Source organism: Ensifer oleiphilus (assembly GCF_013371465.1).
Lineage (GTDB): Bacteria > Pseudomonadota > Alphaproteobacteria > Rhizobiales > Rhizobiaceae > Ensifer > Ensifer oleiphilus.
Window position 1 is genome coordinate 25087 of sequence record NZ_JABWDU010000002.1, and the last position, 22836, is coordinate 47922.

Annotated in this window: 17 protein-coding genes; 12 read left to right on the plus strand and 5 right to left on the minus strand. The window is 61.1% G+C overall.

Features of this window, described 5'->3' with window-relative positions:
• Positions 1-61: 61 nt before the first annotated feature.
• Positions 62-433 (minus strand): hypothetical protein, encoded by a 372-nt coding sequence (locus tag HT585_RS06890; RefSeq protein WP_176352231.1) that lies wholly within the window; start codon positions 431-433, stop codon positions 62-64.
• A gap of 335 nt (positions 434-768) precedes the next feature.
• Here HT585_RS06890 and trxB point away from each other — a divergent pair, with 335 nt between their 5' ends.
• The 4 genes from trxB (at position 769) to HT585_RS06910 (ending at position 4829) form a co-directional block, all read left to right on the plus strand.
• Positions 769-1743: a thioredoxin-disulfide reductase gene (trxB, locus tag HT585_RS06895; RefSeq protein ID WP_176352232.1), complete on the plus strand. Its 975-nt coding sequence runs from the start codon at positions 769-771 to the stop codon at positions 1741-1743.
• Positions 1744-1859: 116 nt separating this feature from the next.
• Complete coding sequence (locus HT585_RS06900; RefSeq protein WP_038577011.1) at positions 1860-2756, plus strand: LysR family transcriptional regulator VtlR; 897 nt, start codon at positions 1860-1862, stop codon at positions 2754-2756.
• Between the two features lie 617 nt (positions 2757-3373).
• Positions 3374-3664, plus strand: coding sequence for an ArsR/SmtB family transcription factor (locus HT585_RS06905; protein WP_173420003.1), 291 nt, complete (start codon positions 3374-3376; stop codon positions 3662-3664).
• 43 nt (positions 3665-3707) lie between these two features.
• A complete protein-coding gene (locus tag HT585_RS06910; RefSeq protein WP_176352233.1) occupies positions 3708-4829 on the plus strand; it encodes an alkene reductase in 1122 nt (373 codons plus the stop codon).
• Between the two features lie 131 nt (positions 4830-4960).
• Here the strand turns inward: HT585_RS06910 and HT585_RS06915 are convergent, their stop codons facing one another.
• Entirely contained in the window at positions 4961-5530 is a 570-nt protein-coding gene (locus HT585_RS06915) for a helix-turn-helix domain-containing protein (protein WP_176352234.1), read from the minus strand.
• 36 nt (positions 5531-5566) lie between these two features.
• Between HT585_RS06915 and HT585_RS06920 the strand changes: the two genes are divergently transcribed.
• A complete protein-coding gene (locus tag HT585_RS06920) occupies positions 5567-6076 on the plus strand; it encodes a GNAT family N-acetyltransferase (RefSeq protein ID WP_176352235.1) in 510 nt (169 codons plus the stop codon).
• A gap of 79 nt (positions 6077-6155) precedes the next feature.
• On the plus strand, positions 6156-7109 hold the full coding sequence (locus HT585_RS06925; protein ID WP_176352236.1) for a lytic transglycosylase domain-containing protein: 954 nt from the start codon (positions 6156-6158) through the stop codon (positions 7107-7109).
• Here the strand turns inward: HT585_RS06925 and HT585_RS06930 are convergent.
• Positions 7099-8133 carry an SDR family NAD(P)-dependent oxidoreductase gene (locus HT585_RS06930; RefSeq protein WP_176352237.1) on the minus strand — a complete coding sequence of 345 codons (1035 nt, stop codon included), beginning with the start codon at positions 8131-8133 and terminating at the stop codon, positions 7099-7101. The two genes, HT585_RS06925 and HT585_RS06930, sit on opposite strands and share 11 nt — an antisense overlap.
• Before the next feature lie 93 nt (positions 8134-8226).
• Between HT585_RS06930 and HT585_RS06935 the strand changes: the two genes are divergently transcribed.
• A complete protein-coding gene (locus HT585_RS06935) occupies positions 8227-9123 on the plus strand; it encodes a LysR family transcriptional regulator (protein WP_176352238.1) in 897 nt (298 codons plus the stop codon).
• A gap of 64 nt (positions 9124-9187) precedes the next feature.
• Here HT585_RS06935 and gyrA read toward each other — a convergent pair whose 3' ends face one another.
• Positions 9188-11965, minus strand: coding sequence for a DNA gyrase subunit A (gene gyrA, locus HT585_RS06940; RefSeq protein ID WP_176352239.1), 2778 nt, complete (start codon positions 11963-11965; stop codon positions 9188-9190).
• A 324-nt stretch (positions 11966-12289) separates the two neighbouring features.
• On the opposite strand from gyrA, the gene HT585_RS06945 reads away from it, so the two are divergent.
• On the plus strand, positions 12290-12919 hold the full coding sequence (locus HT585_RS06945) for a MarC family protein (RefSeq protein ID WP_176352240.1): 630 nt from the start codon (positions 12290-12292) through the stop codon (positions 12917-12919).
• A gap of 194 nt (positions 12920-13113) precedes the next feature.
• Here HT585_RS06945 and HT585_RS06950 read toward each other — a convergent pair whose 3' ends face one another.
• Entirely contained in the window at positions 13114-13665 is a 552-nt protein-coding gene (locus HT585_RS06950) for a single-stranded DNA-binding protein (protein WP_176352241.1), read from the minus strand.
• A gap of 280 nt (positions 13666-13945) precedes the next feature.
• On the opposite strand from HT585_RS06950, the gene uvrA reads away from it, so the two are divergent.
• From uvrA to HT585_RS06970, 4 genes are all read left to right on the plus strand, one after another.
• On the plus strand, positions 13946-16867 hold the full coding sequence (gene uvrA, locus HT585_RS06955) for an excinuclease ABC subunit UvrA (protein WP_176352242.1): 2922 nt from the start codon (positions 13946-13948) through the stop codon (positions 16865-16867).
• A gap of 47 nt (positions 16868-16914) precedes the next feature.
• Positions 16915-17385 (plus strand): GNAT family N-acetyltransferase, encoded by a 471-nt coding sequence (locus HT585_RS06960; RefSeq protein ID WP_176353220.1) that lies wholly within the window; start codon positions 16915-16917, stop codon positions 17383-17385.
• A gap of 36 nt (positions 17386-17421) precedes the next feature.
• Complete coding sequence (locus HT585_RS06965; RefSeq protein WP_176352243.1) at positions 17422-18225, plus strand: DUF72 domain-containing protein; 804 nt, start codon at positions 17422-17424, stop codon at positions 18223-18225.
• Positions 18226-19006: 781 nt separating this feature from the next.
• On the plus strand, positions 19007-22810 hold the full coding sequence (locus HT585_RS06970; protein WP_176352244.1) for a vitamin B12-dependent ribonucleotide reductase: 3804 nt from the start codon (positions 19007-19009) through the stop codon (positions 22808-22810).
• Positions 22811-22836: the final 26 nt, after the last annotated feature.

The window sequence follows — 22836 nt, forward strand, 5'->3', positions numbered from 1 at the left end:
GTCGAAACAGCAGTATTCTTGTCTTTGCGCCCGGCGTGGCGTCGCCACCGAGCCTATGATTTCAGGATGGGCAGATGACCGATTGGCCGGAGACAGCCCGCCCGACCGACATGGTGCGGCCGGTGCCGCGTCCGCATCCTTGCTCGGCCAGCACGAGCCCGGCGCTTTCGCAGCACAATTCTGCAGAATTGGGGACATGCATATGCGATCCGGTGCTCACATCAGGGAGAAGGCTTTTCTGCGATCTTGAACTGCCGCCTGCGGCGAGTTCGCGGTCGAGCCAAACGCGGCTTGCATTCAACCCCATATGCCTCTCCAGCAAAGTGAATCCGCGTGAAATATCGCCAAACAGGTCCGACAACAAGCATCCGCGCTGACTATTCGCGCGAAAACCGGCTTTCGCCGGCAGTCGTACCGGGTTAAATCGTTTCATCCGCGCCTTTGCGCCTGTCGTGGTTCGCGCGTCGGGTGCGGGAGAGTACCGACGGCGCCGGAGTATTGCGTCTGTCCATGTGACACCTGGGGACCCGATCAAGTTGCCGCGGCTATGTGATCACGTGCTTGTGACTTGTGCGGTTGCGGTGCGAGCGGTGCAAAAATGCCCGATCTGGTGTCAAATCGGTTCAACGGGCTCAAGCACTTGTGTGTATTACCGCTGCCGCCCTTGAAACTCCCGGGGGGGAATCCCTAAAGTATGGCACTATTTGCCCACGATGTAACGGAACCGGAAATGGCCCTTTGGCCGACCGGTGAGCGAAGGACGAGACCATGACTGCCCGCCATGTAAAAGTGCTGATCATCGGCTCCGGCCCAGCCGGCTACACCGCTGCCATCTACACGGCGCGTGCGATGCTGGAACCGGTTCTGATAGCCGGTATGGAACAGGGCGGCCAGTTGATGATCACCACCGATGTGGAGAACTATCCGGGCTACGCCGATCCGGTCCAGGGTCCCTGGATGATGGAGCAGATGCTGAAGCAGGCGACCCATGTCGGTGCCGAGATCGTCAACGATCTGGTGACGGATGTCGACCTTTCTGCTCGTCCGTTCCGGATCAAGACGGACAGCGGCAATGACTGGACGGCTGACGCCCTGATCATCGCCACCGGGGCCAAGGCAAAGTGGCTCGGAATCGAAACCGAGCCGACCTTCATGGGCTTCGGCGTTTCGGCCTGCGCCACCTGCGACGGGTTCTTCTATCGCAACAAGGACGTGATCGTCGTCGGCGGCGGCAATTCGGCCGTCGAAGAGGCACTCTACCTCTCCAACCTCGCAAAGACGGTGACGGTCGTCCACCGCCGCGATTCGTTCCGTGCCGAAAAGATCCTGCAGGAACGCCTGTTCGCCAAGCCCAACGTCAAGATCATCTGGGACCATGAGGTCGTCGAATATCTGGGTTCTGCGCCGAAGCCGCCAATGCCGGCGTCGGTCAATGGCGTCAAGCTGCGCAACACCAAGACGGGCGAATTGAGCGACATGATGACCGACGGCGTCTTCGTGGCAATCGGTCACGCGCCGGCTGTCGAGTTGTTCAAGGGCAAGCTTCGGCAAAAGTCGAACGGCTATCTCTGGACAGCGGCTGATTCGACGGCGACGGACGTGCCCGGCGTTTTTGCCGCAGGCGACGTCACGGACGATATCTATCGCCAGGCGGTGACCGCTGCCGGCATGGGCTGCATGGCAGCGCTCGAGGCCGAGAAATACCTGGCGGGTCATATGCCCGTCGCAATTGCAGCCGAATAGAAGCTGCGAATCGGGAGGCATCCCGCAAGGAGCCTTTCCCGTGTGGGAACAGATACATCAGCCGCACCCGGAGGACATGATCCCGTCCCCCGGGGTGGTTTCATATGGGGGACTTCATGTCGCTGGATTGGGACAAACTGCGCATTTTTCACGCGGCGGCCGAGGCTGGGTCGTTCACGCATGCGGCAGACAAGCTCCATCTCTCTCAGTCGGCGATCAGCCGTCAGGTGAGTTCGCTCGAACAGGATGTCGGCATCAAGCTGTTCCACCGCCATGCGCGCGGCCTGATCCTCACCGAGCAGGGCGAAATCCTTTACCGCACCGCGCACGAAGTGCTGATGAAGCTCGAAAGCGTCAAGGTGCAGCTGAGCGAGACGACGGACAAGCCGAGCGGCAAGCTGCGCATCACGACGACGGTCGGCCTTGGCCAGGGATGGCTCACCGACAAGATCCAGGAGTTCATGTCGCTGCATCCGGACGTTCAGGTTCAGTTGATCCTCGACAACGAGGAGCTGGACGTGAACATGCGGCATGCCGATTGCGCCATTCGCCTGCGCCAGCCGCAACAGTCCGACCTGATCCAGCGCAAGCTTTTCACCGTGCACATGCACGTCTACGCGGCGCCCTCCTACATCAACAAGCACGGCGAGCCGCAGTCGCTTGACGACTTGGACAATCACCGCATCATTACCTTCGGTGAGCCTGCGCCGAACTACTTGCTTGACGTCAACTGGCTCGAAATCGCCGGTCGCGATTCCGACAATCCAAGGACCTCGCATCTGCAGATCAACAGCCAGACCTCGATCAAGCGCGCCTGCCTTCTCGGCATCGGCATCGCGATGCTGCCCGACTATATCGTCGGCCGCGACCCGGGCCTCATACAACTTCCGATTAGTGCCGATATCCCATCTTTCGACACGTATTTCTGCTATCCGGACGAGATGAAGAATGCCGCCAAGCTTAAGGTCTTCCGCGACTACATCGTCGCCAAGGCCCGCAATTGGAGCTTCTGACGCCGATCGCGCCATTGCTCAATTTGTGAGCATCTGCCAGGCATAAGCATATCCGTCTGATTTGTCTATGTAATTTCTGCAGTGCGGTGCATTCAGTGTGCCGCACTTTGTTCTTGCGATGCAGAATTGGGCAGTGATGCGCACATGACATGGCTGACATGCATATTAAATGATTGCTGCCCGCTCAAAAAAGCAGCATACCACACCCAGCTGATGCATCTTTGGTGGCTTCTCCTCCCAGTGCCACCGCAGCAGCTGTTCCCCTCTGGAGGTTTAATTACCTTCACAACTATAAGGGCCCAAGTCTTCTTGCGGCCCTCTTTTTTTGTCTACTGTCAGGACACGGGCGAGCCGTGACGAAATTCACAGCCGGCTATTGAAAGCTGGTACTTCGCTTCCCATATCAAAATGCAGCTGATGCATTCTTGGTGGCTTTCTCCTCCCCGCCACCGCAGCAGCTGTTCCCCTCTGGAGGTTCTAATTACCTTCACAACTACAAGGGCCCAAGTTTTCTTGAGGCCCTCTTTTTTTGCCCATTTTCCCGTTCACGTCCTTGTGATTTGTATATCGATAATTGGCGATACAATTATCGATAAACCACGATATGGTGATGAACGATGGATCGAGACGAAATCTTCAAGGCCCTGGCGCACCCCGCAAGAGTGAACATCCTTGCCTGGTTGAAGGAGCCGCAGGCGCATTTCCCAACGCAGGAGCATCCGTTCGAAATGGGCGTCTGCGCCGGCCAATTCGAGCGCTGCGGCCTGTCGCAATCCACCGTATCCTCGCATCTCGCGATCCTTCAGCGCGCCGGCCTGGTGACGACCAAGCGTCTCGGCCAGTGGGTCTTCTACAAGCGCAACGAAGAAACAATTGCCGAATTCCTCAAGGACATCGGCAGCCTGTGACCACCTCCTCCCAAAGACCAAACTGAAACCGAAAGGACCTGCAATGGCTACCCTCTTCGACCCCATCACCGTTGGTGACATCGCGCTGCAAAACCGCATCGTCATGGCGCCGCTGACACGCAATCGTTCGCCGAAGGCCGTGCCCAACACGCTCAACGCCACCTATTACGAACAGCGCGCATCGGCAGGCCTGTTGATCACGGAGGCAACCGCGATTACCCAGCAGGGCCAAGGCTATGCCGACGTGCCCGGCCTCTACACGCCGGAAGCGCTGGATGGCTGGCGCAAGGTCACTGATGCGGTTCATGCCAAAGGTGGTCGCATCGTCGTGCAGATGTGGCACGTCGGTCGCATCTCACATGACACGCTGCAGCCGGGCGGCGGCAAGCCGGTGGCGCCTTCGGCGATCCGCGCAAAGTCGAAGACGTACCTGATCAATGCTGACGGGACCGGCTCGTTTGCTGAAACCTCGGAGCCACGTGCGCTCGAAATCTCCGAGCTTGATGGGATCGTCGAGGACTATCGCAAGGCGGCCCGCGCTGCCATCGATGCCGGCTTCGACGGCGTCGAAATACACGCCGCCAATGGCTATCTCATCGACCAGTTCCTGCGGTCCGGCTCGAACGAGCGCACCGACGCCTATGGCGGCTCGATCGAGAACCGTGCGCGCTTCCTTTTTCAGGTGGTCGAGGCCATCACATCTGAGATCGGGGCCGGTCGTGTCGGTATCCGGCTTTCGCCGGTGACGCCCGCCAACGACGCCTTCGATCCGGAACCGCAGCCGCTGTTCAGCTATGTCGTCAAGAACCTGGCCCGCTATCCCCTCGCCTATATCCACATCATCGAGGGTGCGACCGGCGGCCCGCGCGACCATCAGCAGGGGGAACGTCCGTTCGACTACGACGCGCTGCGCGCCGTCTACGCTGCGGCCGGTGGCAAGGCCGCCTGGATGACGAACAACGGCTATGACCGCGATCTCGCGGAAAAAGCGGTCAGAGACGGCGAGGCCGATCTGGTCGCCTTCGGTAAGCCGTTCATTGCCAATCCGGACCTCGTCGAGCGCCTGAAGGAGAACGCTCCGCTGAACGCGCCTGACCAGGCGACGTTCTATGGTGGTGGAGCCAAGGGGTATACCGACTACCCGTCTCTTGAACAGGTCGCCTGATACCGCCGCATCCCTCAAGCCCCGCTGGTCGGCGGGGCTTGATCGTTTGTAACGCGCGTTTGCACCTGGTCGCCCACCGCTTCAACAGGTGTTCGCAACAACCGGGTGCTACCAAGCCCGATCGGCTGCCGTTAGCGGCTCTTGATCAGGATCACCGCATAGACACATGGCGCCTCGCCGCCATTGCGGAAGATACAGTCGGTTGGCGGTCCGAGTTCGAGGCAATCGCCGGCTGCCAGCACATGCGTCTCCTCACCTTCCGTGAAGGTCAAGGCACCGTTCTTCACCCAGATCAATTGGCGGAACATGGCATAGGCGGCCGCCGGCATGGGCACGTCTGCGCCCGCAGGCAGTTCGACCTCGATCAGTTCCAGCGGAAGGTCCGAGTGGGGCGAGACATGCCGCCTGATGTATCCGCTTTGCGGATCCCTCCAGACCGGCTGAAGCGCGCGCCGCGAAAGGCGGCCTTCCTGAATTTCGGCGCGGGCAATCAGCGTCGACATGGTCAGGCCGAAAGCCCCCGAAAGCCGTGCAAGTAACGTTGCTGTCGGGCTGCTGTCTGCGCGCTCGATCTTGTGGATCATCGTGCGGGAGACGCCGGAGCGCTCAGCCAGCTCGCTCAGCGACCAGCCGCGGATTTCTCGTTCGAGGCGAATGCGATCACTGATGCGTTGATCCAGGCTGTACACTTTAGTATCCATCGCATAGTCATATAGTGTACGAATATGCGGGGCAACATGCTGATCAGGCAAGCAAGGGAAGATGACCTCCAGGCCATCTGCGACATCTACAACGACGCGGTAGCCAACACGACCGCCATCTGGAACGAGACGATTGTCGATGTCGCCAATCGATCTGCATGGCTCAAGGCGCGAAGCGATGCCGGATACCCGGTGCTGACAGCGGTATCCGATTCTGGCGACATCGTCGGTTACGCCTCCTTCGGCGACTGGCGGGCGTTTGACGGCTACCGGCACACGGTCGAGCATTCCGTCTATGTCCATCGCAAAAGCCGTGGCGACGGCATCGGTCGCAAGTTGATGATCGCCCTGATCGCTGAGGCCGAACGCCTTGACAAGCATGTGATGGTGGCAGGGATAGAATCCGAGAATACCGCCTCGATCCGGCTTCACCAGCAGCTGGGGTTCACCGAAACCGGTCGAATGCGTGAAGTGGGGGCGAAGTTCGGGCGCTGGCTGGATCTGACCTTCATGCAGTTGGTGCTGCCGACCGGCTCACCCGCCTGAAGGACCTGTTTTTCCGAGCCCCGCAAGATGCTATGTAGGAAGCTGGTCAGTTTCGGCGAGGCATTACGGGCGACACGGTATGGGGAACGGCAGCTCAGAAGGTCTTGCATTTGCTGTCAGATGTTTGCTGGCGCTGCTGCTTGCTGTCGGCATAGCGCGTCCGGATGTTGCCCATGCCCGCATCGATGATTTGCCGGTGCGCGCCAAATGCATCTATGTCGGCCGGTCCGCCACTGATCCTGCCAAATCGTTATGCGTCAGCAAGGAACGCTTTGAGCGCGACGTCTGCGGCGTCATCGATCACTACGCCACTGCCAATGATCTGCCACCGGCCTTCTTTGCGCGTCTGATCTGGCGTGAAAGCCTGTTTCGGCCGAATGCAGTCAGCCCGAAAGGGGCCGAGGGCATCGCGCAGTTTATGCCGGGCACGGCGAAAATGCGCGGCCTGTCCAACAGTTTCGACGTTGTTGCCGCCCTTGGAAAATCGGCGGAGTATCTTGGGGAGCTCAAGGCGCGCTACGGCAATCTCGGTTTTGCAGCCGCTGCCTACAATGCCGGTGAGAACGGGCTTGAGCGCTTTCTCGAGGTGGATTGGCTGCCGTCCGAGACGCGCAACTATGTGCTGGCGATCACCGCCTATAGCGTTGAGGACTGGCGGGACAATCCCCCTAAGACGCTCGATCTGACGCTCGACAAGAACAAGAATTTCCTCGAAGGCTGCGTGGCGCTGGCAAGCACGCGCCAGCTGCGCGAGATCGATGTGATCGACGAGGCGGAGTGGGCCCCCTGGGGCGTGCAGCTTGCTGCTCATTTTCAGAAGTCGGTTGCGCAGCGACTGTTCGTCAACGCCGCCAAGCGGTTGCCGGCCCCGATTCGCAGCGAGAAGGCGTTGCTGCTGCGTGAACGCAACGCCAGCTTCGGTCGCCGTATTCGCTATGCCGCCCGCATCGGCCGCGACAGCCAGGCGGAAGCCAATGCGCTTTGCGCCACCATCCGGAAAAATGGTGGCGCCTGTCTGGTCTTCAGGAACTGACTGCCATCGTCGCAGGCGCCAACGCCTCGTCGGCTCCGATGTGTCCGGTAGCCTGCGGCAGGCAGGCAAGCGACTTCAGGGTCTTGGCCACGGCCTCATCGATCGGCGTATGCGGCTCCTCGCCAAGTAAGGTCAGCAGTTTGTCGTTCGGCATCTGCAGCGGCTTGCGCCAGAGGTAACGCATCTTTCGCAACTCTCGAAAGAGCGGCACGAAGGGGGAAGTGAGCGTCACCAGCCACCATGGGAATGCGCGTACCGGAATTCTTTGCTGTCCTGCAACGCGACGGATGGCCGAGATCATCTTCGTGCCGTCATCATCGATGAAACCGCGCATATGGTAGACGGCGAAGGCCGGCAGGTCCGTGGCGCGCTCGACCAGACGGATCATCGTCTCGGCCACGTCCGGGAGATAGGCCCATTGATGGGCAATACCCTTCCTTCCGGGATAGCTGATTGCGCTTAGTGGCTTGCCGGGCTTGACCAACCCTTGCGAAAACCAGTTGTTGGCGGCATCAGGACCGAAGAAATCCCCTGCCCGCAGGATGATCACGCCGACACCGCCTTCTGACGCAGCCTTGAGCCGCAGTTCCATCTCCTTGCGGATGATGCCCTTGTCCGTATGTGGGTGCTGAGGGCTGTCTTCGGTCAGCGCAGGGAAAGCATCGGGGCCAAAATTGTAAATCGTTCCAGGAAGAAGAATGCGGGCGCCTTCCGCTTTTGCAGCGGCAATCGTGTTGTCGAGCATTGGCAGGACCAGTTTGCCCCAGTTGCGGTAGCCAGGTGGATTGACGGCATGGACGATCAGTTCGACGCCCTCGGCGGCGGCGCGCACGTCCAGTCGCTTCATCGCGTCGCCCGCGATCCACTCGTACGCGGGCGCCTTCTGGGCAGCCTTGGCGACATTGCGGTTGAGTGCGCGCACTTTCCATCCGCGCTGGCTGAGGCCGCGAGCAACGGCACTACCGATGCCGCCCGTTGCGCCCAATACCAGGACTGTTCTTGCCTTATCCAGATTGTCGGTCATTGCTTGTCTCCATCGGTTCTGATGGCAACAATGTCCTGCAACGCGCAGATAAACGGAATTGTCGTTTTCCGTTTCATGGCTATACTTTTATGTATGAGCAAGATTGAGCCAAGCTGGGACTACTACCGGACATTTCTGATGGTGCTGAAGGAGGGCTCGCTGTCAGGGGCCGCACGCGAGCTCGGCCTGACGCAGCCGACGGTCGGGCGTCATGTCGATGCGATGGAGGAGATGCTCGGGTTTCCGCTCTTCACCCGCTCTCCACAGGGCCTGCTGCCGACCGATGCCGCCCGGGCGCTGCAACCCTATGCGGAAACGCTGGCGGCGACGTCAGCGGCCCTGCTTCGCGCCGCCTCCGGCCAACAGGACACCGTCAGCGGAACGGTGCGCATCAGCGCGAGCGAAGTGATCGGCATCGAGGTGCTGCCGCCGATCCTTGCAGAACTGCATGCGCAATATCCGGATCTGACCGTCGAACTGTCGGCCTCCGATGCGATCGAGGACATCCTGCGGCAGGAGGCAGACATTGCAGTGCGCATGGCAGTGCCGGCCCAGGATGCGCTGGTGGCGCTCCACATCGGTGCGGTGCCGCTCGGCTTTCATGCCCATCGGCGCTATCTCGACCGGCGCGGCATACCCGAGACGCTTGCCGATCTGAGCCGACATAGCCTGATCGGCTACGATCGTGAGACGGCGGCAATCCGCGCCATCATCGCCCGCACGCCAGAACTGCCTGAAGTGCGCTTTGCATTCAAGGCCGATAGCAACCTGGCTCAGCTTGCCGCCATTCGCGCCGGGTTCGGCATCGGCATCTGCCAGAACGCGCTTGCCGCCCGTGATCCCGATATTCTCCCGGTTCTGGCAGCCGGTTTTGCAATGAAGCTTGAGACCTGGCTCGTCATGCATGAGAACCTGAAGACCGCGCCCCGTTGCCGCGTTGTCTTCGACGCGCTCGCCAGCGGCCTGAGAACCTATATTCGCCAGCCGTGAGGTGTCGTACTCAAATAGAAAAGCCCGCCAATTGGCGGGCTTTTCGGTCGATTGAAGCTGTCTATCAGGCTTCGGCTTCAGGCGTTTCCGGTGCGCCGTTTTCCGCGGCCACCAGTTCCTCGCCCTCTTCGTCGCCTTCCGGCTCGCTGATGCGCTCGACCGAGACGACCTTTTCGTCCTTGGCCGTCGAGAAGATCGTCACGCCCTTGGTGGCGCGGCTTGCAAGCCGGACGCCATTGATCGGCACGCGGATCAGCTGGCCACCGTCGGAAACGAGCATGATCTGGTCGTTGTCTTCGATCGGGAAGGTCGCGACCAGTTGGCCGATCTCTGCCGTCTTCGAGGTGTCGGTGGCGCGGATGCCCTTGCCGCCGCGACCCGAAGTGCGGAAATCGTAGGACGACGAACGCTTGCCGAAGCCTTTCTCCGAAACCGTCAGCACGAACTGCTCGCGTGCCTTCAGTTCTTCGTAGCGCTCGTTGCTGAGTTCGCCACCTTCGGTGACTTCTTCGCCGACCAGCGCGATTTCTTCCTCATCGCCGTTGGTTGCCCGCCGCTCGGCGGCTGCACGCTTCAGATAGGCAGCCCGTTCCCATGGCTCGGCATCGACATGGCCGAGGATCGCCATCGAGATGATGCGGTCGCCATCGCCAAGGTTGATGCCGCGAACGCCGATCGAGTTACGGCCGGCAAACACACGCACGTCGTCGACCGGGAAGCGGATGCACTGGCCGAGCGCCGTCGTCAGCATGACGTCGTCATGCTCGGTGCAGGTATCGACAGAGAGAATCTCGTCTCCATCTTCCTCGAGTTTCATCGCAATCTTGCCGTTGCGGTTGACCTGGACGAAGTCGGAAAGTTTGTTCCGGCGAACCGTCCCGCGGGTCGTCGAGAACATGACGTCGAGGTTTTCCCACGTGGTCTCGTCCTCGGGCAGCGGCATGATCGTGGTGATGCGTTCGCCAGGCTCCAGCGGCAGCATGTTGATCAGCGCCTTGCCGCGCGACTGCGGCGTGCCGATCGGCAGACGCCAGACCTTCTCCTTGTAGACGATGCCACGCGAAGAGAAGAACAGAATTGGCGTGTGGGTATTGGCAACGAATAGCCGGGTAACGAAATCCTCGTCCCTCGTCGCCATGCCGGAGCGGCCCTTGCCGCCGCGGCGCTGCGCACGATAGGTCGTCAGCGGCACGCGCTTGATGTAGCCGAGATGCGAGACGGTCACGACCATGTCTTCGCGGGCGATCAGGTCCTCGTCATCCATGTCGGGACCGCCTTCGGCGATCTCGCTGCGGCGCGGCGTGCCGAACTCCTGGCTGATGGCGGTGAGTTCGTCCTTGACGATGGTCATGATGCGCAGACGCGACGACAGGATATCGAGGTAATCCTTGATTTCCTCGCCGATCTTGTTGAGTTCGTCGCCGATTTCGTCGCGACCGAGCGCTGTCAGGCGCTGCAGACGCAGGTCGAGAATAGCGCGAGCCTGCTCTTCCGACAGGTTGTAGGTGTTGTCTTCGTTGATCCGGTGACGGGGATCGTCGATCAGTCGGATGAGGCTGTCGACGTCATGCGCCGGCCAGCGGCGCTCCATCAACTGTTCGCGCGCGGTCTGCGGGTCCGGCGCCTGCCGGATCAGCTTGATCACTTCGTCGATGTTGGCAACCGCAATGGCGAGACCGACGAGCACGTGGGCGCGGTCGCGCGCCTTGCGCAACAGGTACTTCGTTCTCCGGCTAACGACTTCCTCGCGGAAGGAGACGAAGGCCCTGAGCATGTCGAGCAGCGTCATCTGCTCCGGCTTGCCGCCGTTGAGTGCCACCATGTTGCAGCCAAAGGACGACTGCAGCGGCGTGTAACGGTAGAGCTGGTTCAGGATCACGTCGGCATTGGCGTCGCGCTTCAGCTCGACGACGACGCGGTAGCCCTGGCGGTCGGACTCGTCGCGCAGGTCAGAGATGCCCTCGATGCGCTTGTCGCGCACCAGTTCGGCCATCTTCTCGATCATCGTCGCCTTGTTCACCTGGAATGGGATCTCGGTGATGATGATCTGCTCGCGGTCGCCGCGCATCGGCTCGATATGCGCACGGCCGCGCATGATGACCGAGCCGCGGCCGGTCTCGTAGGCCGAGCGGATGCCCGAACGGCCGAGAATGAGCGCACCGGTCGGGAAGTCCGGCCCCGGGATGATTTCCATCAGCTCCGGCAGTTCGATCGCCGGATTGTCTATCAACGCCATACAGCCGTTGATGACTTCGACGAGGTTGTGCGGCGGGATGTTGGTCGCCATGCCAACCGCGATGCCACCGGCGCCGTTGACGAGCAGGTTCGGGAACTTCGCGGGCACCACCACCGGCTCGCTCAGCGTGCCGTCGTAGTTGTCGCGGAAATCGACCGTTTCCTTGTCGAGGTCGTCGAGCAGCGAGTGCGCGGCCTTTTGCAGGCGGCATTCGGTGTAGCGTTCTGCCGCCGGCGGGTCGCCGTCGACGGAGCCGAAGTTGCCCTGACCGTCGATCAAGGGCAGCCGCAGCGACCAGTCCTGCGCCATGCGCGCCAGCGCGTCGTAGATCGCCGAGTTGCCGTGCGGGTGATACTTACCCATCACGTCCCCGGTGACGCGGGCGCATTTGACGTACTTCTTGTTCCAGTCGATGCCGAGCTCGCTCATCCCGTAGAGGATGCGGCGATGAACGGGTTTCAGACCGTCACGCACGTCTGGAAGCGCGCGGCTGACGATGACGCTCATGGCGTAATCGAGATAGGACCGCTGCATTTCCTCGATGATGGAAATCGGCTCGATGCCTGGCGGAGTCTTTCCGCCGCCGGGAGTGCTTTGCTCAGTCAATTGTGATCACGATCTTTGTTCAGAATCAGTCGGATATTTATAGCGGAATGCGCCTGGAAGCGCCAATTTTGGCCCGTGGTTGTGAACAGTCTTTTGCCGTCGGAACAGGCTTTTCTAGGGCATTGCAGCGGAAATCGGAAGTGCTGGCGACAAAGTCGGCTGCCGGGCCTGAACGGCTGTGAAAAGGTTCAGTCACATCCTCATTAAGCTATTGCTCAAGCTTTGGCCACCGACCCCTTCCCAAGCCCCCCTTGCTTGCCTAACAATGCCGTCCTGCCACCGGGAAAACTCGGGGCGCGCATGATAATCCGGAAGGGGAAACGGATGTTCAATGTCGACCTCTTGGTCAACGCACTCACAACGCTGCTCGTCACGCTCGATCCGCCGGGGCTGGCTCCGATCTTCCTGAGCCTCACGGTCGGCCTCAGCCGGCAGGAGCGCTTTCAGGTGGCCACGCGCGGCTCGCTGATCGCCTTCTTCATCCTTGCTGCCTTCGCCGTCTTCGGTAACGGCATTCTCGGCCTGCTCGGCATCTCCATCGGCGCCTTCCGCATCGCCGGTGGTCTGCTCTTGTTCTGGATCGCCTTCGAGATGATCTTCGAGAAGCGTCAGGAGCGAAAGGAAAAGACCGGCGAGAATGCTACCGTCAAGGACCACATTCACAATATCGCCGTGTTCCCGCTGGCCCTGCCGCTGATTGCCGGGCCTGGTGCGATCTCCGCGACGATCCTGCTCGCCGGCTCGTTCCCGACCGCGGTCGAGCGCACGCAGCTCCTGATCGTCATCGCGCTGTCGATGTTCAGCCTGTTCCTCGCCCTTGTCATCGCCGAGCGCATCGACCGCTTTCTCGGCGTCACCGGCCGGGCGATCCTCACTCGTTTGCTCGGGGTCATTCTTGCGGCACTTGCGGTGCAGTTCGTCGTCGATGGTGTAAAATCGGCGATGGCGATCTGAGACGATCGTGACGTTTCCAGCGCTTCGGCTTTGGAGAGCAGGCGGCAGCGCCCATCTCCTTGGCCATCCACTTGGACGCAAGAAGGGCCGGTTTCCCGGCCCTTCTTGCGTGTGATGACATAGCCTGCAGATGACTGCGCGGGCCGATTACGGTCGCCATAGGCGCCCGTAGATCGCTGCGCTCGAAGCGTGGCTCAGAATGGGATGTCGTCGTCGAGATCGCGCGAGAAGTTGCCGCCGCCCTGGCTGCCCTGACCACCCTGGCCGCCGCCGGAGCGACCGCCACCGGAGGACTGGCGCGACGGCTGGTCGTAATCGTCGTAGCCACCACCGCTGCTGGCGCCACCGAAGTCGCTACCGCCGCCACGGCTGACGCCACCACCGCCGCCCTCGCCGCGACCGTCAAGCATGGTCAGCGTCGAGTTGAAGCCCTGCAGCACGATTTCCGTCGAATAGCGGTCGTTGCCGGTCTGGTCCTGCCATTTGCGGGTCTGCAGCGCGCCTTCGATATAGAGCTTGGCGCCCTTCTTGACGTATTGCTCGACGACCTTGCACAGGCCTTCGTTGAAGACGACGACGGTGTGCCATTCTGTCTTTTCCTTGCGCTCGCCGCTGTTGCGGTCGCGCCAGGTCTCCGATGTGGCGATGCGCAGGTTGGCGATCGGCCGGCCGTCCTGCGTGCGCCGGATTTCCGGGTCTGCCCCGACGTTTCCGACCAAGATCACCTTGTTGACGCTACCAGCCATATTGCTTTTCCCGTGGTTTTGCCGCGCCACCGGCACGGCTTTCGAATTTCAAGAGCGCGCATCTTAGCGGTCCCTAGCCGCCGATACGCCCCGCATCATGCGTAATCCACAACAGATTTAGTCGATTTGCGCAATGTTTGTTCTTTATTTGTTCTAGTATTTCCCTATGATCCTGTCAACCGAATCGAAATGGCCACCAGTTTTGCCGATTGCGCCTCGACATGGGCGTTAGCGTCATTACATAGGGGGCTTTCAACCGACATGCAAAAGCTGGCTTCCGATGAGCGAACTCAAGACCATCTCCATTCGTGGCGCGCGTGAGCACAATCTCAAGGGCATTGATCTCGATCTGCCGCGCAACAAGCTGATCGTGATGACGGGGCTTTCCGGCTCCGGCAAGTCGTCGCTCGCCTTCGATACCATCTATGCCGAAGGCCAGCGTCGCTATGTCGAAAGCCTGTCGGCCTATGCGCGCCAGTTCCTCGAGATGATGCAGAAGCCGGACGTCGACCAGATCGACGGCCTGTCGCCTGCCATTTCGATCGAGCAGAAGACGACGTCGCGCAACCCGCGCTCGACCGTCGGCACGGTCACCGAGATTTACGACTACATGCGCCTGCTGTTCGCGCGCGTCGGTGTGCCCTATTCGCCGGCGACCGGACTTCCGATCGAAAGCCAGACGGTCAGCCAGATGGTCGACCGGGTTCTCGCCTTCGGCGAAGGCACCCGTCTTTATATCCTCGCGCCGCTCGTGCGCGGCCGCAAGGGCGAGTACAAGAAGGAACTCGCCGAGCTGATGAAGAAGGGCTTTCAGCGCGTCAAGGTCGACGGCACCTTCTACGAAATCGCCGAGGTGCCTGCCCTCGACAAGAAGTACAAGCACGACATCGACGTCGTCGTCGACCGTGTCGTCGTGCGGCCGGATCTTGCATCGCGGCTGGCCGACAGCCTGGAGACCTGCCTGACGCTGGCCGACGGCCTCGCTGTTGCCGAATTCGCCGACAAGCCGCTGCCGCCGGAAGAGACCGCCGCCGGCGGCTCGGCCAACAAGTCGCTCAACGAAACCCACGAGCGCGTGCTGTTTTCGGAAAAATTCGCCTGCCCGGTCTCCGGCTTTACGATCTCCGAGATCGAGCCGCGGCTGTTCTCGTTCAACAACCCTTTCGGCGCCTGCCCGACCTGCGATGGTCTCGGCAGCCAGCAGAAGATCGACGAAGCGCTGATCGTGCCGGAGGAACACAGGACGTTGCGCGACGGCGCCATCGCGCCGTGGGCCAAATCCTCGTCGCCCTACTACAATCAGACCCTGGAAGCGCTCGGCAAGGTTTTCGGCTTCAAGCTCGGCAATCGCTGGAGCGAACTGTCCGCCGACGCGCAGAAGGCCATCCTGCACGGCACGGAAGAGAAGATCGTCTTCCATTATGAAGACGGTGCGCGCTCCTATAACACTACCAAGAATTTCGAGGGCATCGTGCCCAACCTCGAACGCCGCTGGAAGGAAACCGACAGCGCCTGGGCGCGCGAGGAGATCGAGCGTTATATGTCGGCAGCGCCCTGCCCGGCCTGCGCCGGTTACCGCCTGAAGCCGGAGGCGCTCGCCGTCAAGATCGACACGCTGCATATCGGTCAGATCACCGAAATGTCGATCCGCGTCGCCCGTGACTGGTTCGAGGCTCTGCCTTCGCACCTCAACACCAAGCAGAACGAGATCGCCGTTCGCATCCTCAAGGAAATCCGCGACCGCCTTCGCTTCCTCAACGATGTCGGTCTCGAATATCTGAGCCTCTCGCGCAATTCCGGCACGCTGTCGGGTGGCGAAAGCCAGCGCATCCGGCTGGCGTCGCAGATCGGTTCGGGGCTGACGGGCGTGCTCTACGTTCTCGACGAGCCGTCGATCGGCCTGCACCAGCGCGACAACGCCCGCCTGCTCGAGACGCTGCGCCATCTCCGCGATATAGGCAACACGGTGATTGTCGTCGAACACGACGAGGATGCTATCCTGACGGCCGATTATGTCGTCGACATCGGCCCGGCCGCCGGCATCCATGGCGGCGAGGTGATCGCGCAAGGCTCGCCTGCCGATGTCATGTCCAATCCGAAGTCGTTGACCGGCAAGTATCTCTCCGGCGAGCTGTCGGTTGCGGTTCCAAGCGAACGCCGCAAGCCGAAGAAGAAAAAGGAAATCACCGTCGTCGGTGCCCGCGCCAACAACCTGAAGAATGTCACGGCATCCATTCCGCTCGGCATTTTCACGGCGGTGACAGGTGTGTCCGGTGGTGGCAAGTCCACCTTCCTGATCGAGACGCTCTATAAGGCGGCTGCCCGTCGCATCATGGGTGCGCGCGAAAACCCGGCCGAACACGACCGTATCGATGGCTTCGAGCATATCGACAAGGTGATCGACATCGACCAGTCGCCGATCGGCCGTACACCGCGCTCCAACCCGGCAACCTACACTGGCGCCTTCACCCCGATCCGCGACTGGTTTGCCGGCCTGCCGGAGGCGAAGGCCCGCGGTTACCAGCCCGGTCGCTTCTCGTTCAACGTCAAGGGCGGGCGCTGCGAAGCCTGCCAGGGCGACGGCGTCATCAAGATCGAGATGCACTTCCTGCCGGATGTCTATGTCACCTGCGACGTATGCCACGGCAAGCGCTACAACCGCGAAACGCTCGACGTGCACTTCAAGGGCAAGTCGATCGCCGACGTACTCGACATGACCGTCGAGGAAGGCGTGGAGTTCTTCGCTGCCGTTCCTGCGGTGCGCGACAAGCTGGTGACGTTGAACCAGGTGGGCCTGGGCTACATCAAGGTCGGCCAGCAGGCAAACACGCTGTCCGGCGGCGAAGCCCAGCGCGTCAAGCTCGCCAAGGAACTGTCGAAGCGCTCGACTGGGCGCACGCTCTATATCCTGGATGAACCGACAACCGGCTTGCATTTCCACGACGTGGCAAAGCTTCTTGAAGTCCTGCATGAACTCGTCAACCAGGGCAATTCGGTCGTTGTCATCGAGCACAATCTCGAGGTGATCAAGACGGCCGACTGGGTCATCGACTTCGGTCCCGAAGGCGGCGACGGCGGTGGCGAAGTCATCGCCAAGGGCACGCCGGAGGATGTGGTCAAGGAGCCGCGTTCGTATACCGGCCAGTTCCTGAAGGAGCTTCTGGAGCGTCGTCCGATGAAAAAGGTCGAGGCGGCCGAGTGAACGTGTCGGGCGCCGGTCGGGGAAGCGCTGTCGCCGGTTTCTCGAGGATGCGGCCGGCGACGGTCAACGACCTGGCGGCCGTCCGGGATATTACCGCGGCAGCCTACGCACCCTACACGGCCTTGCTCGGCGGGCCACCCTTGCCTGTGACAGCGGATTACGAGCCGCGCATCGCGCGAGACGAAGTCTGGCTTCGCGTCGATGATGTCGCGATTTCCGCGGTCGCCGTCTTCGAACGGCACGCGGACCACCTGTTGATCTTCAGTCTTGCGGTCGCCCCGCCTTTCCAACGTCAGGGTCTCGGGATCGAGTTGTTGCGGTTTGTGGATGCGCAGGCCGTCGAATGGGGCATGGCGGAGGTGCGGCTCTATACCAATGCGCGGATGGAGAAGAACATCGCGCTCTACCGTGCCTATGGTTTTCAAGAAACGGGTCGCCGCCCAAACCCCTATCGGCCAGGGTGGATACTGGTGGATATGGCCAAGCCCGTGGGGCAAACGGCGTCCGAAGTAAATTGACATGCGGCCTGACTGTGCCGCCATGAGGAGGATGGGATGACGAAATCCGGAAAGATCCGCGTTGGTATCGGCGGTTGGACGTTTGAGCCGTGGGAAGGCACGTTCTATCCCGACACCCTGTCGAAGAAGCGACAGCTCGAATTCGCGGGCAAGGAATTGCGGACGATCGAGGTCAACGGCACCTACTACTCGTCGCAGAAGCCGGAGACTTTTGCCAGGTGGGCAGCCGAAGTGCCGGAAGATTTCGTCTTCTCGCTGAAGGCGAGCCGCTTCGTCACCAATCGCAAGGTTCTCGCCGAAGCCGGTGAATCCATGCAGAAATTCCTGACGCAGGGGCTGACCGAGCTTGGGCCCCATCTCGGGCCGATCTTGTGGCAGTTCGCGCCGACGAAGAAGTTCGAGCCGGAGGATTTCGAAGGGTTCCTCAAACTCCTGCCGGAGGAGCAGGACGGTTTGCCGTTGCGCCACGTCGTCGAAGTGCGAAATCCGACGTTCCAGGTGCCCGAATTCGTCGATCTGCTTGAAAAGTACAAGGTTGCCGTCGTCCTGGCGGAGCACGCGGACTATCCGATGATTGCTGACGTCACCGCAGATTTCGTCTATCTGCGCCTGCAGAAGGGCAGCGACGATATCAAGACATGCTACGCCCCTGATCAGCTCGACCTCTGGGCCGATCGTGCCAAGACGTTTGCTGCCGGCGGAGAGCCCGACGGGCTTGCCAAGAGCGCGCCCGATCGCAGGGCAAAGAAGGAGCCGCGCGATGTCTTCGCCTTCTTCATCACCGAGGGCAAGGTGAATGCGCCGAACGGTGCGCGTGAGTTGCAGAAGCGCGTCGACTGAAGCTTGCGGCACCAAAAGTGCGCTGCAGCTTGGCGATCACCATGGCCTCTAGGCACGAGCCTATTGCAAGGCAGGTGGTCTAGTGCATTGTTTTGACCACAGTTTCCGGCGCGTGATATCCTCGCGCCTCCTTCAAACGTAGCCTTATGCGGCGGCGGCTGTATCTGGAAACGAATCAATTCGCGCCGCCCGTCACATCGGCGCCGCTTGCGCAACTGCGCCTACCCTTGGGGATGCCATTTATATGCTTTTTTACCCTTCAAAAATTTGATTTTTCGCCTGCCGCTGCGGCAGAGTCACAGACAATCTGCCGAAGTGCCTGATTTTCAAGGCGTTGGCCGCTTTCCCCGTTTTCCACAGTCGATCCACACAACATATAGCGCTCAAACTTCCGTCACAAACCACCCCTTGACGCCTTGGGACGATTCACGGTTAATGGATTTTACGTTGCGACGGCGGCGGACCGGAATGTTTAGCGCCCGGTTCATTTCACGAAATCGTCGGTTCTGACATGCGGCAAGCGCGGGTTCCCCGCTTGAGCCGCAGTGAGGAATTCTGTGCGTCTTTTCGGGCCCGTTTGAGCAACATTTGGCTGGCATCAGGAAGCTGTTAATACTATATTTAGTGCTTGCAGCCAGCCTATCTCACAAGATACAGGGTCACCCAAATCTGGGTTTCCCTTCACGGACGGAAGCTGAGACTGGCTGCGGAATGGCTCCGCGGCCGGGCGGGGACAATTGCGCCTGTGGCGGGCGCATGGCAACACGAAGGACACGGGACAATGCTGATCGAACGTCGTTTCACCAAGGCCGGGCAATCCGCCTATGCGGAGATAGAGTTCCGCAAAGCTACGAGTGAAATCAAGAATCCCGACGGCTCGATCGTCTTCCGTCTCGCCGATATCGACGTGCCGGCGCAGTTCAGCCAGGTTGCCGCCGATATTCTCGCCCAGAAGTATTTCCGCAAGGCAGGCGTGCCTGCGAAACTGAAGCGCGTCGAGGAGAACGATGTCCCCTCCTTCCTCTGGCGCTCTGTCCCCGACACGGAAGCGCTGAAGGCGCTGCCGAAGGATGAACAGTACGGTTCCGAAACGGATGCCCGCCAGGTTTTCGATCGCCTGGCCGGCACCTGGGCTTACTGGGGCTGGAAGGGCGGCTATTTCGCCAGCGAAGAAGATGCCTCCGCCTTCCGTGACGAACTTGCCTATATGCTCGCCACCCAGCGCGTCGCGCCGAACTCGCCGCAATGGTTCAACACCGGCCTGCATTGGGCCTATGGCATCGACGGCCCCGGCCAGGGCCATTTCTATGTCGACCCCTTCACCGGCAAGCTGACCAAATCCAAGTCGGCCTACGAGCACCCGCAGCCGCACGCCTGCTTCATCCAGTCGGTTGCCGACGACCTCGTCAACGAGGGCGGCATCATGGATTTGTGGGTGCGTGAAGCGCGCCTGTTCAAGTATGGCTCCGGCACCGGCTCCAACTTCTCGCATCTGCGCAGCGAAGGCGAAAAGCTTTCGGGCGGCGGCAAGTCCTCTGGCCTGATGTCGTTCCTGAAGATCGGCGACCGCGCAGCCGGCGCCATCAAGTCGGGCGGCACCACCCGCCGCGCCGCCAAGATGGTCGTCGTCGATATCGACCACCCGGATATCGAGGAATACATCAACTGGAAGGTCAAGGAAGAGCAGAAGGTCGCAGCGCTCGTCACCGGCTCCAAGGTTGTCGCCAAGCATCTGAAGGCGATCATGAAGGCCTGCGTCAACTGCGAAGGCACCGACGACGCCTGCTACGACCCGAAGCAGAATCCGGCACTCAAGCGCGAGATCCGCGCTGCCAAGCAGTCTCTGGTTCCTGAAAACTATGTCCAGCGCGTCATCCAGTTCGCGAAGCAAGGCTATAGGGACCTCGAGTTCAAGACCTACGACACCGACTGGGATTCGGAAGCCTATCTCACGGTTTCAGGCCAGAACTCCAACAACTCCGTCTCCATCAAGGACGACTTCCTGCGCGCGGTCGAAGCCGATGGCGACTGGCACCTGACCGCCCGCAAGGACGGCCGCGTGATGAAGACGCTGAAGGCGCGCGACCTCTGGGAATCGATCTCCTACGCCGCCTGGGCATCGGCCGATCCGGGCCTGCACTTCAACACGACGATGAACGACTGGCACACCAGCCCCGCTGCCGGCCCGATCCGCGCGTCGAACCCGTGCTCGGAGTACATGTTCCTCGACGACACCGCCTGCAATCTCGCCTCGCTGAACCTGATGATGTTCAAGGATGCGGCGACGAAGCGCATCAACATCGCCGACTACGAACACGCCGTGCGTCTGTGGACCGTCGTACTGGAAGTCTCCGTGATGATGGCGCAGTTTCCGTCTCGCGAGATTGCCGAGCTGTCCTACGAATACCGCACGCTCGGCCTTGGCTATGCCAATATCGGCGGCCTGCTGATGTCTTCCGGCATTCCCTATGACTCGACCGAAGGCCGCGCCATTGCCGGCGCGCTGACGGCGATCATGACCGGCGTTTCCTATGCCACTTCCGCCGAAATGGCCGCCAAGCTCGGTCCGTTCCCCGGCTTTGCCCCGAACCGCGACAACATGCTGCGCGTCATCCGCAACCATCGCCGCGCCGCTTACGGCGAGACGACGGGCTATGAAGGCCTCTCGGTCAACCCGGTAGCGCTCATCCACAGCGAGAATCCCGACCAGGATCTGGTCATCCACGCCATGAGCGCCTGGGACAAGGCGCTGGAACTCGGCGAGAAGCACGGCTACCGCAACGCCCAGTCGACCGTCATCGCGCCGACCGGTACGATCGGTCTGGTCATGGACTGCGACACCACCGGCATCGAGCCTGACTTCGCGCTGGTCAAGTTCAAGAAGCTCGCCGGTGGCGGTTACTTCAAGATCATCAACCGCGCCGTCCCGGAAGCCCTGCGGTCGCTCGGCTACTCCGAGAGCCAGCTTGCCGAGATGGAAGCCTATGCTGTCGGCCATGGCAACCTCAACCAGGCACCGGCCATCAACCCTTCGACGCTGAAGGCCAAGGGCTTCACCGACGAGAAGGTCGAGGCCGTCAACGCTGCCCTGAAGTCGGCCTTCGACATCAAGTTCGTCTTCAACCAGTGGACGCTGGGTGCGGACTTCCTCAAGGGCGCTTTGAAGGTCTCCGACGAGCAGCTCGCGCAGATGGACTTCAACCTCCTCGAGCATATGGGCTTCTCCAAGAAGGACATCGAAGCGGCCAACATCCACGTCTGCGGTGCGATGACGCTTGAAGGTGCGCCGTTCCTCAAGAACGAGCACCTGCCGGTCTTCGATTGCGCCAACCCGTGCGGCAAGATTGGCAAGCGTTACCTGTCGGTCGAAAGCCACATCCGCATGATGGCTGCCGCCCAGCCGTTCATCTCGGGCGCCATCTCCAAGACGATCAACATGCCCAACGAGGCGACCGTCGAGGACTGCAAAAACGCCTACATGCTGTCGTGGAAGCTGGCGCTGAAGGCCAACGCGCTCTATCGCGATGGTTCGAAGCTCTCCCAGCCGCTGAACGCCTCGCTGATCGAGGACGAGAACGACGAGGATGCGCTGGAGGATCTGATCCAGGCGCCGGCCGCAGCCCAGGCCGTGACCATCACGGAAAAGATCGTCGAGCGCGTCATCGAAAAGGTGATCCGCGCTCGCGAAAAGCTTCCGAACCGCCGCCAGGGTTACACCCAGAAGGCTGTTGTCGGCGGTCACAAGGTTTACCTGCGCACCGGCGAATTCGGCGATGGCCGCCTCGGCGAGATCTTCATCGACATGCACAAGGAAGGCGCTGCCTTCCGTGCGATGATGAACAACTTCGCCATCGCCATCTCGCTCGGCCTGCAATACGGCGTGCCGCTGGAAGAATATGTGGAGGCCTTCACCTTCACCAAGTTCGAGCCGGCCGGCATGGTCCAGGGCAACGACGCGATCAAGAACGCGACGTCGATCCTCGACTACGTCTTCCGCGAACTCGCCGTGTCCTACCTCGGCCGCCACGATCTGGCCCATGTCGACACATCGGACTTCAGCAACACGGCGCTCGGCAAGGGCATACAGGAAGGCAAGACCAACCTGATCTCCACCGGCTGGACCCGCGGCTACAAGCCGACCATCGTCGGCGGCACGGCTGATCGTGCCGGTGAGCCGAAGGGTTCGGCTACGGCTGCCCCTGCCCGCGCCTCCTCCGGTGCAACGGTCACCTCGATTGCCGGCAACACCGTGCGCAAGATCGAGCAGACGACGTCGATCGCAACCTCGGAAATCGTCGCCTTCAAGCGCGAATACGAAGAGCGTGCGGCGGAACTGGCCGAAGAGATCGCCGAGGAAACGGTCGAGACGGTAACGGAAGTGACGGCGCTGTTTTCCGACAAGGCGGCAGCAGAAGCGGCATCGGCCAAGTCGGACGCCAAGAAGCTCGAAGCGGAACGCCGCGCCCGCTCGATCATGCAGGGCTACACCGGCAACATGTGCTCCGAGTGCCAGAACTTCACCATGGTGCGCAACGGCACCTGCGAGAAGTGCGACACCTGCGGCGCCACCAGTGGCTGCAGCTGATCATTGCTACACTCATAGATTGAGTT

What these genes read in the sequence shown, in the direction of transcription:
- HT585_RS06890 (WP_176352231.1), bottom strand. Translation starts at nt 433, where the DNA reads ATGAAACGATTTAACCCGGTACGACTGCCGGCGAAAGCCGGTTTTCGC.
- trxB (WP_176352232.1), top strand. Translation starts at nt 769, where the DNA reads ATGACTGCCCGCCATGTAAAAGTGCTGATCATCGGCTCCGGCCCAGCC.
- HT585_RS06900 (WP_038577011.1), top strand. Translation starts at nt 1,860, where the DNA reads ATGTCGCTGGATTGGGACAAACTGCGCATTTTTCACGCGGCGGCCGAG.
- HT585_RS06905 (WP_173420003.1), top strand. Translation starts at nt 3,374, where the DNA reads ATGGATCGAGACGAAATCTTCAAGGCCCTGGCGCACCCCGCAAGAGTG.
- HT585_RS06910 (WP_176352233.1), top strand. Translation starts at nt 3,708, where the DNA reads ATGGCTACCCTCTTCGACCCCATCACCGTTGGTGACATCGCGCTGCAA.
- HT585_RS06915 (WP_176352234.1), bottom strand. Translation starts at nt 5,530, where the DNA reads ATGGATACTAAAGTGTACAGCCTGGATCAACGCATCAGTGATCGCATT.
- HT585_RS06920 (WP_176352235.1), top strand. Translation starts at nt 5,567, where the DNA reads ATGCTGATCAGGCAAGCAAGGGAAGATGACCTCCAGGCCATCTGCGAC.
- HT585_RS06925 (WP_176352236.1), top strand. Translation starts at nt 6,156, where the DNA reads ATGGGGAACGGCAGCTCAGAAGGTCTTGCATTTGCTGTCAGATGTTTG.
- HT585_RS06930 (WP_176352237.1), bottom strand. Translation starts at nt 8,133, where the DNA reads ATGACCGACAATCTGGATAAGGCAAGAACAGTCCTGGTATTGGGCGCA.
- HT585_RS06935 (WP_176352238.1), top strand. Translation starts at nt 8,227, where the DNA reads ATGAGCAAGATTGAGCCAAGCTGGGACTACTACCGGACATTTCTGATG.
- HT585_RS06945 (WP_176352240.1), top strand. Translation starts at nt 12,290, where the DNA reads ATGTTCAATGTCGACCTCTTGGTCAACGCACTCACAACGCTGCTCGTC.
- HT585_RS06950 (WP_176352241.1), bottom strand. Translation starts at nt 13,665, where the DNA reads ATGGCTGGTAGCGTCAACAAGGTGATCTTGGTCGGAAACGTCGGGGCA.
- uvrA (WP_176352242.1), top strand. Translation starts at nt 13,946, where the DNA reads ATGAGCGAACTCAAGACCATCTCCATTCGTGGCGCGCGTGAGCACAAT.
- HT585_RS06960 (WP_176353220.1), top strand. Translation starts at nt 16,915, where the DNA reads ATGCGGCCGGCGACGGTCAACGACCTGGCGGCCGTCCGGGATATTACC.
- HT585_RS06965 (WP_176352243.1), top strand. Translation starts at nt 17,422, where the DNA reads ATGACGAAATCCGGAAAGATCCGCGTTGGTATCGGCGGTTGGACGTTT.
- HT585_RS06970 (WP_176352244.1), top strand. Translation starts at nt 19,007, where the DNA reads ATGCTGATCGAACGTCGTTTCACCAAGGCCGGGCAATCCGCCTATGCG.